This window comes from Bacillus sp. FSL K6-1106 (genome assembly GCF_038005245.1).
Taxonomy (GTDB): domain Bacteria; phylum Bacillota; class Bacilli; order Bacillales; family Bacillaceae; genus Bacillus; species Bacillus altitudinis.
Genome location: NZ_JBBOSV010000001.1, coordinates 1 through 13,143, shown reverse-complemented (window position 1 = coordinate 13,143; position 13,143 = coordinate 1). Strand labels below are relative to the sequence as shown.

15 protein-coding genes are annotated in these 13,143 nt (G+C 39.5%); 9 read left to right on the top strand and 6 right to left on the bottom strand.

The features are described from left to right. Positions 1-121: 121 nt before the first annotated feature. Positions 122-1,876 (bottom strand): gamma-glutamyltransferase, encoded by a 1,755-nt coding sequence (ggt, locus tag MHI20_RS00075; RefSeq protein WP_035700423.1) that lies wholly within the window; start codon positions 1,874-1,876, stop codon positions 122-124. A 227-nt stretch (positions 1,877-2,103) separates the two neighbouring features. Between ggt and MHI20_RS00070 the strand changes: the two genes are divergently transcribed. From MHI20_RS00070 to MHI20_RS00045, 6 genes are all read left to right on the top strand, one after another. After that, complete coding sequence (locus MHI20_RS00070; RefSeq protein WP_073414248.1) at positions 2,104-2,562, top strand: ASCH domain-containing protein; 459 nt, start codon at positions 2,104-2,106, stop codon at positions 2,560-2,562. 206 nt (positions 2,563-2,768) lie between these two features. After that, on the top strand, positions 2,769-3,386 hold the full coding sequence (locus tag MHI20_RS00065) for a DUF47 domain-containing protein (RefSeq protein WP_017359157.1): 618 nt from the start codon (positions 2,769-2,771) through the stop codon (positions 3,384-3,386). A 15-nt stretch (positions 3,387-3,401) separates the two neighbouring features. After that, positions 3,402-4,400: an inorganic phosphate transporter gene (locus MHI20_RS00060; protein ID WP_340936185.1), complete on the top strand. Its 999-nt coding sequence runs from the start codon at positions 3,402-3,404 to the stop codon at positions 4,398-4,400. Between the two features lie 148 nt (positions 4,401-4,548). Next, on the top strand, positions 4,549-5,319 hold the full coding sequence (locus MHI20_RS00055; protein WP_017359599.1) for a type II toxin-antitoxin system SpoIISA family toxin: 771 nt from the start codon (positions 4,549-4,551) through the stop codon (positions 5,317-5,319). After that, complete coding sequence (locus MHI20_RS00050) at positions 5,288-5,464, top strand: type II toxin-antitoxin system SpoIISB family antitoxin (protein ID WP_281215410.1); 177 nt, start codon at positions 5,288-5,290, stop codon at positions 5,462-5,464. The genes MHI20_RS00055 and MHI20_RS00050 overlap by 32 nt, the downstream gene beginning before the upstream one ends. A gap of 99 nt (positions 5,465-5,563) precedes the next feature. Next, positions 5,564-5,695: a hypothetical protein gene (locus MHI20_RS00045; RefSeq protein WP_255290884.1), complete on the top strand. Its 132-nt coding sequence runs from the start codon at positions 5,564-5,566 to the stop codon at positions 5,693-5,695. Here MHI20_RS00045 and MHI20_RS00040 read toward each other — a convergent pair. Further along, the gene (locus MHI20_RS00040) at positions 5,684-6,583 is read right to left on the bottom strand and encodes an N-acetylmuramoyl-L-alanine amidase (protein ID WP_017359601.1); all 900 of its coding nucleotides are present in this window, start codon (positions 6,581-6,583) and stop codon (positions 5,684-5,686) included. The two genes, MHI20_RS00045 and MHI20_RS00040, sit on opposite strands and share 12 nt — an antisense overlap. A gap of 311 nt (positions 6,584-6,894) precedes the next feature. On the opposite strand from MHI20_RS00040, the gene MHI20_RS00035 reads away from it, so the two are divergent. Beyond that, on the top strand, positions 6,895-7,479 hold the full coding sequence (locus tag MHI20_RS00035; RefSeq protein ID WP_281215411.1) for an ImmA/IrrE family metallo-endopeptidase: 585 nt from the start codon (positions 6,895-6,897) through the stop codon (positions 7,477-7,479). On the opposite strand, the gene MHI20_RS00030 is transcribed toward MHI20_RS00035, so the two are convergent. Beyond that, positions 7,470-8,093, bottom strand: coding sequence for a poly-gamma-glutamate hydrolase family protein (locus tag MHI20_RS00030; protein ID WP_047945590.1), 624 nt, complete (start codon positions 8,091-8,093; stop codon positions 7,470-7,472). The two genes, MHI20_RS00035 and MHI20_RS00030, sit on opposite strands and share 10 nt — an antisense overlap. A gap of 245 nt (positions 8,094-8,338) precedes the next feature. On the opposite strand from MHI20_RS00030, the gene MHI20_RS00025 reads away from it, so the two are divergent. After that, positions 8,339-8,710, top strand: coding sequence for a DUF5412 domain-containing protein (locus MHI20_RS00025; RefSeq protein ID WP_017359605.1), 372 nt, complete (start codon positions 8,339-8,341; stop codon positions 8,708-8,710). 39 nt (positions 8,711-8,749) lie between these two features. Here MHI20_RS00025 and MHI20_RS00020 read toward each other — a convergent pair whose 3' ends face one another. After that, entirely contained in the window at positions 8,750-9,574 is an 825-nt protein-coding gene (locus MHI20_RS00020; RefSeq protein WP_019743472.1) for a methyl-accepting chemotaxis protein, read from the bottom strand. Positions 9,575-9,795: 221 nt separating this feature from the next. Between MHI20_RS00020 and MHI20_RS00015 the strand changes: the two genes are divergently transcribed. After that, positions 9,796-11,265, top strand: a complete 1,470-nt coding sequence (locus MHI20_RS00015; protein WP_340936167.1) for an NAD(P)/FAD-dependent oxidoreductase — start codon at positions 9,796-9,798, stop codon at positions 11,263-11,265. A gap of 32 nt (positions 11,266-11,297) precedes the next feature. On the opposite strand, the gene hag (MHI20_RS00010) is transcribed toward MHI20_RS00015, so the two are convergent. After that, entirely contained in the window at positions 11,298-12,119 is an 822-nt protein-coding gene (hag, locus tag MHI20_RS00010) for a flagellin Hag (protein ID WP_024719584.1), read from the bottom strand. Positions 12,120-12,407: 288 nt separating this feature from the next. Then, a partial coding sequence (hag, locus tag MHI20_RS00005) for a flagellin Hag (protein ID WP_340936164.1) occupies positions 12,408-13,143 on the bottom strand: 736 nt, incomplete at its 5' end.

Sequence of the window (13,143 nt, the reverse complement as noted above, 5' to 3'; positions counted from 1 at the left end):
GTATGATTGATGTTAGTCTATATATTATTCAAACTATTCACAGGTGTCAACTGTGTTTTTATTTTAATGAAAACTAAAAAGAAACGCCTTCTTGATGAGGCGCTTCTTTTCCCGGGAAATGCTATTGATCTGCAGCTACCTTTAGATTGACACCTACAGCAGTTCCATTTCTCGTTGAATCAGCTACTCCAGTAAATGTCCCTGCTTTTCGATCAATCAGTAAAGCTTGCACATTCCCTATATCAATAGGGGAACTGCCAAACTGGTGACCCATATCATTTAACTTTGTTCTTACATCTAGAGGGACACCTACTTCATAACGATACGAAGTTAAGCTGTTTGTGTAGATTCTTGGCTCTTCTACCGCATCTTGAAGCTCCATGTCATATTCAAGTAAATTGAGAATCGTCTGTGAAACAGAAGCAATGATCGTCGTTCCACCAGGAGACCCAACAGTCATGACAGGCTCTCCATCTTTAAAAATGATCGTCGGAGTCATACTTGATAACGGACGTTTATTGGGCTGGACTTCATTTGCCCCGCCTGGCCTTGCATCAAAATCAGTCAGTTCATTATTTAAGAAAAATCCATACTCTGGAACAAGAATTCCTGTACCAAATAATTGTTCAATGGTAGTGGTAAATGACACAACATTTCCCCACTGATCTGCAACAGTAAAATGGGTCGTCTCACCAATGGTTTTATCTTCTGGCTGAGGAACAATTGGGGATGGATTTTTCTCATCCTCATATGCCCAAGGATCTCCTTCTTTCGGGCTGCGATTCATTTGATCTAATTGAATGAGAGAGGCTCTTTCTGAAATGTAATCATCGTCTAGTAGTCCTTTTAGTGGAACATCTACGAATTCGGGGTCGCCGGCATATGCGGCTCGGTCAGCATAGGAGAGGTGCATTGTTTCAGCAAGCAGCTGATATTTTTCGAATGATTTGGGGTCATACTGAGACAGGTTAAAATGGTCAAGTATTTTGAGAATTTGTAGCATAAACACCCCGCCTGAGCTTGGTGGAGGCATGCTTGCAAGCTGATATCCTTTATAGTCTCCCCAGATTGGCTTGTCAGTCTTGACTTCATAACGTTTGATATCTTTTGAAGTCATCGTCCCGCCAAAATCTTGAACTGTATTTGCAAGTGCCTTTGCTACTTTTCCTTCATAAAACGCTTTGCTTCCTTTTTTCGCAATGAGTTTAAATGTTTTTGCAAGACCTGGCTGGACAAGCAGATCTCCTTCTTCGAGTGGCTGATCATTTGGAAGAAAAATTGGCGCTGCGGCCGTTTTTTTCAATTTTCCTTGGTGATCATCAATCGCATTTGCCAAGACAGAATCAATTTCAAAACCATCTTCTGCAAGTTGAATGGAGGGCTCAATCAATTCCTTCATAGAACGAGTACCCCACTTATCTAATGCAGCTTCAAGACCTTTTACAGTCCCTGGAACACCTACCGCATTTCCATGTGTAGATCGCTCAGCAAACGGAATCACTTTTCCATCATCTGTTAAAAACATGTCAGGTGTTGCGCCCTGTGGTGCTCGCTCTCTGCTATTGATGATGGATGTTTCCTTTGTCTTCCCATCATAAACCATCATAAATCCGCCGCCGCCAATTCCAGACATCATTGGCTCTGTTACGTTAAGTGCGTACTGAATGGCAACAGCAGCATCCACTGCGTTCCCACCTTTTTTCAATACGTCAGCACCAATCTCCGATGCAAGCGGATGTGCAGTAGCCACCATACCATCTTTGCCAACAGCTACTTTATTCCCATGAGTTTCGTTTGCAGTGACTTGGCTGACCGGCAGGAAAAACGAGAAAACAAACAGACATATGGACAAAACAGTTAGAGAAATGCGTTTCATGAACAACACCCCTTCCATATTCTTACTTTGACCTTACCGACTTCTTGACCAGAATACAATAGATTATTCTAAAATTTCAAAATTTTTCATTCTATCATCCTATATCTGCCAAACAAAACACATGTTTTCAAAACATATGACATGCACATCTCGTAGTAATAAAGACATACGTTTTCCAAGTTTGAAACTTCACGATATAATAAACTCATAACAAAGGGGGAAAAAGAATGAACCACAAAAGCACTTTATTTTGGGAATCTTATTGGGAAGAAAAATCAGAAAAAACTCCTGATCACGCCTCTGTTTCTGCTTGGGCATTTGGCGCAAATCCAGATCACTTGCTTGACCTTGTACAACAAGGAAAAAAAACAGCCACTTGTTCTGGATACCTTTTTTACGAAAAAGAACAAGAGCCTCTTCCAAAACCCGGTCAATATGCGGTCATTTTGGATAGCCAGGAGGAACCAAAAGCCATCATAGAGATCACGCAAGTAGATATCATGCCAATGAATGAGGTTCCTGAATCATTTGCAAAAGCAGAAGGTGAAGGCGATCTTTCATATGACTATTGGTACAAAGAACATGAAGAATTTTTCACAGAAGCCCTTAAGCCGTACGGATTAACATTTAAGGAAGATATGCTCCTTGTTTGTGAGCGATTTAAGCTTGTTTATTCAGCTTCTTAACTTTTAAGCGGTGCCAAAAATGGTCCGCTTTTTTGCTTTCTTTTCCCCTTTCTGAAAAAGGTGAGTTGAGATCACATCTTTAGGTCAGAATAAGATCAAATAGAAAAAGTGAAGAAATTTTCGACTACACCTGTTTTTTTTCGACAAAAGAATATATAATTATTTGATGTGTGCATTGTCTCATTTATACAATGGAGGGTTTTTACATGTTAAAAAGGAAAAAAGACAAGTTTTCCGTCTTGTTAACGGAAATTGCTAAAAATTTAGATGAAACTGCTGAGTATTTTGTTAGCTATAAAGTAACAAATCAAACCACTCTGAAAGAATTTTCTGACACATTGAAGGAATATGAGACAAAAGGTGATAATCATGTTCATACCATGATTAAAGAGCTGAACAAAGCCTTTATTACACCGATTGAACGTGAAGACATTCTTCAATTGACGAATAGCCTCGACGATGTTTTAGACGGCATTGAGCATTTTTCAGCAACTTTAGAAATTTATTCAATTACAAGCTCTGACGAACATATCGACAAATTCAGCCACTACATCAGAGAATGTGCGAAAGAAATTCTAACGACTATTGAATTACTGGCTGATAATCGCTTGAAAGATATTCATCCGCACGCAATCAAAATTAAAGAGATTGAGCATAATTGTGACAATCTTCACCGCAAATCACTAAAGAACTTGTTTGGAAAAGAAACAGACCCAATTAAGGTCATTCAATACAAAGAAATTTACGAAACACTTGAAGAAATCGCAGATTCCTGTCAAAGTGTTGCCAACAATCTAGAAACAATCATTATGAAGAATGCGTAACGGGGTTAGTTAAACATGGATACATTACTCATCCTTACCATACTTATTGTCATTTGTGCACTTGCTTTTGATTTCATTAACGGATTCCACGATACAGCAAATGCCATTGCTACTTCAGTTTCAACAAAGGCGTTAAAGCCAAGACATGCTATTATTATGGCAGCGTTTATGAACTTCTTAGGAGCAATGACATTTACAGGTGTGGCAAAGTCCATTACAAAAGACATCGCAGATCCTTTTACACTTCAAAACGGATCTGTCGTCATTTTGGCTGCTTTAATTGCAGCCATTACTTGGAACTTGCTTACTTGGTATTACGGGATTCCGAGTAGTTCTTCACACGCACTGATCGGGTCAATTGCAGGAGCTGTTATTGCCTCCGCTGGTTTTGGCGCTTTAAACTATTCGGGATTCATTAAAATCATTCAAGCACTATTGCTTTCACCTATCCTGGCTTTTGTTTTGGGATATATCGTGTATACCATTATCAAAATTTTATTCCGAAACAACAATCTCGCAAAAACAAATAAACAATTCCGACGTGTTCAAATTTTAACGGCTGCACTGCAATCGTATACCCACGGAACAAACGATGCGCAAAAAGCGATGGGAATTATTACGATGGCTTTAATTGCAGGTAATTTGCATATAACAGACGACATTCCTTTCTGGGTACAATTCTCTTGTGCGCTTGCAATGGGACTAGGTACGTCTATTGGCGGCTGGAAGATTATTAAAACAGTCGGCGGTAAAATCATGAAGATTCGTCCAGTAAACGGAGTATCTGCAGACTTAACGGGTGCAGCTATTATCTTCGGTGCAACATTTATTCACTTACCTGTTAGTACCACTCACGTGATCTCATCTTCTATTCTAGGTGTAGGTTCTGCACATAGAGTAAAAGGAGTTAACTGGGGTACGGCAAAACGTATGCTTGTCACTTGGGTGATCACATTACCGATTTCGGGAACTCTAGGGGCACTTATATACTTTGTGTTAAATGCGATTCTTTAATTTAAAAGACCTGTTAGACAGGTCTTTTTTTATTTGTTTGCATCCTCAAAATGCTCTTTTTCTGCAAGCCATTTTTTCATGAAGCAGGGTTTCCAATCATATCCATAGAAATAAAGTAAGTATCCATCTGTCTATGGGAGAGAAGAACATGCTATTATTTTTTCAATTGACTGTTTGGTTATTGCTAGGTGCTCTTGCTGTATATGTATTTGCGGTATGGCGCTTTGAACAAAAAGTAAAAGAAAAGATGTTTGCGATTCGTAAAACGTGGTATTGGATTTATGTAGCGGGTGCTGTTGTGTACTGGACAAATGACCCTGCTTCAATCTTCACCGATTGGATGCACTACCTGATTATTGCTGTTTTTTTCGCATTAACTGATGCCTTTATTTTCCTCAGCTCCTATATAAAAAAACTCGGAAATCATGAACTTGAAACCGACACCCATCAACTCCTAGAACAAAATAACGACCTGCTTCATTCTTACCTCAATAAACTAAAAACGTACCAATACCTATTGAAAAACGAACCGATCCATGTATATTATGGAAGTATAGAAGCATATATAGAGGGAATTGAACGACTGATCTATTCTTTTGCAGAAAAAATGAATATTCAAGCAGTTCTTTGTCCTTATGATACGCAGGAGCAAAAAGATGACCTGCTGCGGACACTTGATCAGAGAGCGCTCATTCAAGCAAAGCTTGACAGGCAGGAAGTGTATTACGATGATTTCGGCAAATTGGTTCTCATCCCGTTTTCAGTAGCGGATGCACACTTTGTGATTAAGCTGACCTCTGAGGAAATTGTCACTGAATTCGACTATTTATTAATGACTTCACTTACAACGATTTATGACCTAATCTTGCCTGACGAAGAGGAAGGTGATGAAGATGGAACACGCACTTCAAGGGGATAATAACAATCGCAAGAAAAACCCATTTAAGATTTTAAAGAAAAAGCGCTATATTAGTATGGCTGATTACAAAGTAAGTCCCCATACGGAGCGTATTTTCAAAAAGAATGAACAGCTCCTAGATGAGTATAAAAATAAAAAAGCTTGATTACACTAAAGGACGCGGAACTTCATCCGCGTCCTACTTCCGTTTTCACATTTACTTGCATACAATAAAACCAACTGCTGCAACGATTGAGGTGCCAATATGAAAAAGAAACTTAAACAATTGAGGTATGTTCAGTTTGCTGAATTTAAGCCATCCCCTTATGTCTGCCGATTACATGAAAAAAGTGAAGCCGTCATTCAAGCGGCCAAAAAGAAAGACTCACTGATTTAATAGTTGAAGCAACTTCACTTTTGTTTTAGGACCGTATACTCCATCACTTGTTAGACCATTCATCAGTTGAAATCGCGCGACGGCATTGGCTGTTTTTTCCCCATAAACGCCATCAATGCCCTTATCTACAGCTGTTTTGTCAGGATAAAAATACACAGCAGCAAGCGCTTTTTGGACGAGACGTACATGCTCCCCCTTTGTCAGAGGTGATGTCACCTTTAACACCCCATCTGGCAGTTCATAACTGAGCTTTTCTTCTGCATGATAAATCTTGAGAACTTGTCCAACTCGAATCATGTTCGGGTCACTAATCTGATTCCATGTCTGTAAATCACTCACTGTGACACCATGGGCTTTGGCAATACTCGTTAGCGTATCCCCGCTTTTCACCACATATGTGATAACCGTTTCCGGATCACCTGCAGTCTCAATTCCTCTTTTAAATTCATCCCATGTAGCTAGCAGCAGACGTGGACATGTTTTTCCTGACCAATGCTGATGCGTCACCACATTTGCTAATGGAATGCCATGTTCTTTTAAAAGCTTTTGAATAAGCCACTGGGCATGTTTGACAGCTTGTTGAAAGTTTCCATCCTCATTTTCACAAATTTCAATGCCAATCGATTTTCGGTTGCCATCTCCATGCCCATCCCCAGCATGCCATCCATTTTCATTTAAAGGGAGATGCTGAAAAATTTCCTTGTCATCCACTGTAAAGTGCCAGCTTACCTCTGTTGTTGAGCGTTTGACATATGCCGCGTGACTTTTTGCGTCAGCTCCCTTAGATGTATTGGCTGTGTTATGCACAGTTACATAAAGCGGCGTCATAGCATATCCTGGCCGATTTCCGTTTCCAACTGGAATAAAATCTTGATAAATTTGTACCATGTTTTGCACTCCTTTTTGTTAAATTGATGTTTGATCTTGCTCATCAATCGGTGGCAAACGTAAGACAAATTTGTTTGTTTTCGTCATAAGACTATGGTAAAATTTGAATTCAATCGCCGTTTTATCTTTGTAAAAAATAAAAAATTAGAATAAAAAACAGGAAAAACTTCCAATTTTCTTTGATTTTATGTTAAAATTGTTAAAAACAAGCCGATATAAAAAGTAAGCGATAGCTTTATTAGCCATTTAGTCCTATATGGACTTTTCTTTTACGGCAAAAATAGAACATACGTTTGTATGGAGGTTTTGACATGACTTATTTTTTAACCCATTTAGAAGAAGATATTAAACGGTTATACACTCAACTGAAAATAAGCGGTCCTGCCTATGTAGACATGCATAGGATCGCCGCTGAATTTCATGTATGGGTACACTACGAGGATACTGGCAGCATGATGATCAAACATCAAGGTCTTTACAGTATTATTTTAAACAGAGCCTTATCGTCAGAAGAACAGTGGCAGGATTTCGCCCACGAGCTTTGTCATGTGCTGAAGCATACAGGCAACCACTTTAACATGCACAAGCTCTTTCGAGAACTGCAAGAGTTTCAAGCAAAACAATTCATGTATCACTTTTGTGTTCCGACTTTTATGCTGCTGCAAATGACGCTCCCAAACCTTAGGCAGCAAGCCATTTTGCATATTGCTCAAACATTTCATGTCACTCGGGCTTTTGCTGAAAAACGGCTTGCTCTATTTGAACAGCGAAGAGCCGGCATTCAATTTCAAAAAGAATTCACTTCTTATTTAATGAGAGCCGGCAAGGTCGCAGAAAATGAAGCTGCGTATCAAACAAAAGCGTCTGCACACGTGACGTCAGAAGTTTATTCATAAAGGCTTAACACTTGTTTCAGTACATTTGTGTATTGATAAAATTGTTCGGTTTGTGTATCACGCCTACGGCTCCGCCTAAAGTCTTGAAAGAAAGCTCTTCTCTGAGCTTGGCTAATTTCAATTTGAACACTTTTTCCTGTGAGGCATTGATTATTAATATTTTGAGGATGTGTTCCAGCAAATTGATCCGATTCAGATAAAAGTAAGGCATGGAAGCCATTTTGTGTGAGACACTTCACTGTTTCAGCAGCTTTTTCCCTGTCGGTACCGCCAACTAAAGTTTGTAGGACGTCTGTTTCTCCATAGCCGTGGAGTGCAAATGTATAATGATGTGTATGCACTTGAGAAAGACAAATCGGCTCATCAAAACGTGTGCTCGTAATATGAAGAACATGATTGCCTTTCACTTTAAGGCCCTCGAATAAATACATAGAATAATCGGTTGCTACTTCATGGACCAGCTCGCTCACGCCAGATTCAATTCCTCCCGCATGAGGTGACAGGACGAGAAGCTGATCCCCTTTCCGCTGATGAAGAATTTGATAGTCGATCCCTTTTCTTTCATGAGCGGAAAGCTCTTCATAATTTTGATACGTATCTATGATTTGATTCATTCCATCTGCCCCATTTCTCTATATGAGCATAAGTCTACTGATCGCAAATTCTTTTGTAAAGTGTTTTCGAATAACCAGTGTGATCTGAAAAGCATCCTTAAAATTTCCTTATCTTTACGGGCTAACTGTTGAATGTTGAGAAAAAATGACCGATAATTGAAATGAATAGAACTTTTGGACTATATGAATCTTTTTGTAATCTCTCTCATATATTAGAATATTGCGATCTACACCTGGAGGAATTCATGTTTAAAAAGAAAACCACCATCATCCTTGCCATCTTATGTCTTAGCTTCGCCGGAATTATTTACTGGAAATGCTTCTCTCTTCAAGGCGTGTCTCACGGCACATTCATTCGCTCGATATCATCACCTGATGGAACCTATACCATTAACACATATCGACATAGCGGAGGAAAGCTAAAAGAGAATGCGGTCAGAGCAGAAATTGAAAACAAACTCACCCATCACAAAAAAACAATCTACTGGAAGTACCCTGATAAAGATCCTCTGATCAAATGGGAAAATGCACAGCTCGTTCAAATTGGACATGAGTTTTTAAATGTGGTCAAAGGTGAAACATACGATTATCGCTTTGATCAGAAAAATAGAAAATAACGAGCCAGCAAAAAAACGAACCCTTTTTGGATTCGTTTTTTACGTTGACATCACCTTTTGCATAAATTCTTTCATTTCTTTGCTAACCGTCGTCAACCTGTCTACAATTTCACTAAACTCCGTCACTAATAAAGCTTGTTCTGAAGATGACCCTTTCATATGGCCCATACTCTCAAGTAATGTATGTATATTAGAGGAAATCCCTTGCAATGAGCTTTCTATGTTTTCTGTTGCACGTGAGGTTTCGCTTGATAGCTTTTGAACCTCGCTCGCTACCACACTAAAACCCGCTCCCTCTTTTCCTGCCCTGGCCGCTTCAATTGAAGCATTCAACCCTAGCAAACTCGTTTGCTTAGAGATACCTTTGATCATTTTTGTAATATCTGAAGTTTTTTTCGAGCTTTCAAGTGTTTGCTGTGTTTGGAATGTCATTTCCTCACTTGTCGCAGAGAGCTCTTCTGAATGAGCCGCCACCACATGCACTTTTTCTTGAATACTTTGAATGATGTCGTTCAATGACTCCATATACGCCTCAAGTTCTATTTGATTTTTAAGCGGAAAACCTAAAGCGATTGCACCAATGACTTGTTGATTTTCATCGAAAATCGGCAATCCCATTGCATTTAAAGGCGTCCCATACACCGATTCAGGTACAAATGTACTTGATGTTTCGCCTCTAAGCGCATTTTTCATATTCTGATCATCTGGTTTAATGGGATCTCCTGTCCGTATTTGAAAATCCACATCTTTTGATGGCAAATACAGCAAGAATTTTTCCCGATCAATGACCCCCATCGTCACTTCATCTTTTAAAATCTTCATCATATAAGGTGCTGCTGTTACAATACTCTGTAGTATATCCATCTTCTCTACCCCCTTAATGTATTTATCGGTCATTCCTCTTAAATTTGATCATTATTTTTTAAAAATAATGATCATGATTGAAGTTTTTTTCATATTTACGAGTAAAAAGTATGCCAATTCCTTTCTATATTCAAAAAAACGAGAATTTGCTATACTTAAAAAATCAACATATGATGAAATGGTCATGTAACCATTTTATATATTCACTGGAGGCGCATGTTGTGACACAACCCATGAAGTATGAGCGGGCGATCGTCATCGGAGGCGGAATAACGGGAATGCTCGCTGCAAAGGTTTTATCAAGTTTTTACCTGGAAGTATTGATTATTGAAAAGGACGAATTGCCAGACGCTCCTGAAAATCGTCTTGGCACGCCTCAAGCTTTTCATCCACATAGAATGTTGCCACTAGGCAAACAAATCGTGGAACGTCTATTTCCTGGTTATACAAAAGAATTACTCGAAATGGGCGGGTACAACACATGGCATCAGACATCTCGATTTATGACAAAAGATGGCGAGTTAGTACTCACCGATACTGAAGAAACAGCTGTCACACGACGTGCCATGCTAGAGTGGGTGCTGATGCAAAGAATGTTACGTGAGGATCGTGTTCAATTTTTAGAAAAACATGAAGCGATCGCTCTTCTTTTTGAAGAAGAAACGACTAAAGTGAGTGGATTACAGGTCAAAGATCGGAGGATAAAGCCTGGAATCATCAACAAAATGAGTGCGGACTTAGTCATTGATACGTCTGGAAGAATGTCTAAATTGCCAAAATGGCTGAAAAGCGCAGGACGAACCTTGCCTCAGACAGATGAGCTAATCGTGTCTCTTGGCTATAGCACGAGATACTACCAAATACCATCTGAGGCACCGAACCTAGAACCAATGGTCATCGTTGGACAGCCAAATAAAAAAATTCCAACAGGACTGTTTGAACGAGTAGATCATGATTTAGCAGCGGTTCTTCTCTCTGCAGCTGGCGGCTCTCATTATCCAACAACGGACGCTGATCAGTTTGATGTAGAGACCGCTAGGCTGACCAATCCCTCGATAGCAGAAGCCATCACTCATTTAATTCCCTATACGAAACCAAAAGGATTTAGAGTTCCGGCTTGTGTCAGAAACCACTATGAACAAATGGAAGATTGGCCAAGCGGCTTATTGGTCATGGGTGATGCCTTATGCACATTAGATCCAATACATGGTCAGGGAATGACAAAGGCCGCTCTTGAGGCACAGACACTTGAGCGTATGCTCAAACAAGCACAAGAAGATGAGCTTATTTCTTTTGAACGGCATACCTTACAACAAATGCAGCACGCCAATGAGCTTGGCTGGTGGCTTTGTGCAATTGCGGATATGGCTTGGGAAGGCGTCGAGTTAAAAGGAACCCCCATTTCCCATCTGACATTTGTACAAGAATTTTTCAATTATTATGTACAATATGCCGTTCAAACAAAACAACCTAAATGCCTTGAGGCGTATCATCGTATGCATTCATTCTTAATAGAACCGAGAAAAATCATCAACCTAGAGCAGCTGCAAGACATGATTCAAGCTGACTCCACTGGTGAGGTCGGCCACTGGTGGCATAGGTGGGATCAAAAGAATGATGAATTAAATCGAGCTTTCTTCTATGAAGCTGTTCCAGACTTTCAATTACATCAATTGCTAAAATCAAACTAACATAAAAAAAGCCCCTCAAAGGGGGCTTTTAATTAACGTAATAACTGAAGTACGTTTTGCGGCTGTTGGTTCGCTTGTGCAAGCATTGCTTGAGAAGCTTGAGAAAGAATGTTGTTCTTCGTGAACTCACTCATTTCTTTCGCCATATCAACGTCACGAATACGAGACTCAGCAGCTGTTAAGTTTTCAGCAGAAGCGCTAAGGTTGTTGATTGTGTGCTCTAGACGGTTTTGGACTGCACCAAGTGATGAACGTTGTTTAGATACAGCGCCGATTGCCGCATCGATTTTTTCAATTTCAGTATCGAAATTGAAGCCATCAACACTTACATCAATATCTTTAACTGTTAATGTTTCTGCATCCATTTTACCAATTTCAACAATAATATGTTGTTCCTTGTTCGCACCAATTTGGAATTGGAATCCGTCTGTAACATCTCCATTTAAAAGGTTCTTTCCGTTAAATGCTGTGCGGCTTGAGATACCATCAATCTCTTCAACAAGTGCTTTAATCTCATCTTGAATCGCCGTTAAATCCTCAGTCTGCTGTGTACCTACGTTACCCGCTTGCACTGTCAACTCACGCATACGTTGAAGAATCGCATGTGTTTCAGTTAATGCACCTTCAGCTGTTTGAATAAGAGAAATACCATCTTGTGCGTTTTTAGATGCCATTTCTAACCCCCGGATTTGTCCACGCATTTTTTCAGAAATCGCAAGACCTGCTGCGTCATCTCCTGCACGGTTGATACGAAGACCAGAAGAAAGCTTCTCCATGTTCTTTTGCCCTGCTCCATTATTTGCAGACAAACGGTTCAGTGTGTTAAGTGCTGCGATATTGTGGTTAATTCTCATATTAAATGACCTCCATGTGTTTGAACCAATTAGACATCCATGTCCAAAAGTTCTAAATTAGAATTTTTTTGTAAGCCTTACAATCCATTTATCGAACTTTAATGGAATATGTTTAACAAAAAAGGAATAAATAAGGAAAAAGTCTTATTCATTATGATTGTTTCGCTAGAGTATGCCAAATTTAAAGGTCATTTTTCATAATTTATCAGAGGGATTTAAGAATCATAATTAAGGAGAAAAAACGAAGAAAAAAGAGCATAAAAAAAAGCCCCATCAAGGGGCCTTTCATTAACGTAGTAATTGAAGTACGTTTTGTGGCTGTTGGTTCGCTTGTGCAAGCATTGCTTGAGAAGCTTGAGAAAGAATGTTGTTCTTCGTGAACTCACTCATTTCTTTCGCCATGTCAACGTCACGGATACGAGACTCAGCAGCTGTTAAGTTTTCACCAGAAGCACCAAGGTTGTTGATTGTGTGCTCTAGACGGTTTTGAACTGCACCAAGTTTAGAACGTTGATCTGAAACTTGTTTAATTGCATTGTCAACGATATCTAGTTGATCATCGAAACTAGTTGTTGCAAAATCAGTTACTTTAATAGCAGATACTGTTTTAGTAGCGTCAGCTGGATCTGTTCCAATTTTATCAGCAGACATCGCTTTGATGTTCACATCTAATTTTTGAGCTTTGTTTGCACCAATTTGGAATGTTAATGTATCTGTTTCAAAGTCGCCATTCAACAATTTTTTACCGTTGAATTCAGTACGATCAGAAATTCCATTTCCATCCGTTCCGCCACCGATTTCTTTGATAAGGTTGTTGATTTCCTCTTGAATTGCACCAAGATCTGTATCGTCTTGTGTACCCGTGTTTCCAGCTTGAACCACTAGTTCACGAACACGTTGAAGGATTGAGTGAGTTTCAGTCAATGCACCCTCAGCTGTTTGGATAAGTGAGATACCGTCCTGTGCGTTTTTAGAAGCCATTTCTAATCCGCGGATTTGTCCACGCATTTTCTCAGAGATTGCT

Bases quoted from the DNA above. Each gene is read 5' to 3' on its own strand.
- ggt (WP_035700423.1), bottom strand. From the start codon at position 1,876: ATGAAACGCATTTCTCTAACTGTTTTGTCCATATGTCTGTTTGTTTTC.
- MHI20_RS00070 (WP_073414248.1), top strand. From the start codon at position 2,104: ATGAACCACAAAAGCACTTTATTTTGGGAATCTTATTGGGAAGAAAAA.
- MHI20_RS00065 (WP_017359157.1), top strand. From the start codon at position 2,769: ATGTTAAAAAGGAAAAAAGACAAGTTTTCCGTCTTGTTAACGGAAATT.
- MHI20_RS00060 (WP_340936185.1), top strand. From the start codon at position 3,402: ATGGATACATTACTCATCCTTACCATACTTATTGTCATTTGTGCACTT.
- MHI20_RS00055 (WP_017359599.1), top strand. From the start codon at position 4,549: ATGCTATTATTTTTTCAATTGACTGTTTGGTTATTGCTAGGTGCTCTT.
- MHI20_RS00050 (WP_281215410.1), top strand. From the start codon at position 5,288: ATGAAGATGGAACACGCACTTCAAGGGGATAATAACAATCGCAAGAAA.
- MHI20_RS00045 (WP_255290884.1), top strand. From the start codon at position 5,564: ATGAAAAAGAAACTTAAACAATTGAGGTATGTTCAGTTTGCTGAATTT.
- MHI20_RS00040 (WP_017359601.1), bottom strand. From the start codon at position 6,583: ATGGTACAAATTTATCAAGATTTTATTCCAGTTGGAAACGGAAATCGG.
- MHI20_RS00035 (WP_281215411.1), top strand. From the start codon at position 6,895: ATGACTTATTTTTTAACCCATTTAGAAGAAGATATTAAACGGTTATAC.
- MHI20_RS00030 (WP_047945590.1), bottom strand. From the start codon at position 8,093: ATGAATCAAATCATAGATACGTATCAAAATTATGAAGAGCTTTCCGCT.
- MHI20_RS00025 (WP_017359605.1), top strand. From the start codon at position 8,339: ATGTTTAAAAAGAAAACCACCATCATCCTTGCCATCTTATGTCTTAGC.
- MHI20_RS00020 (WP_019743472.1), bottom strand. From the start codon at position 9,574: ATGGATATACTACAGAGTATTGTAACAGCAGCACCTTATATGATGAAG.
- hag (WP_024719584.1), bottom strand. From the start codon at position 12,119: ATGAGAATTAACCACAATATCGCAGCACTTAACACACTGAACCGTTTG.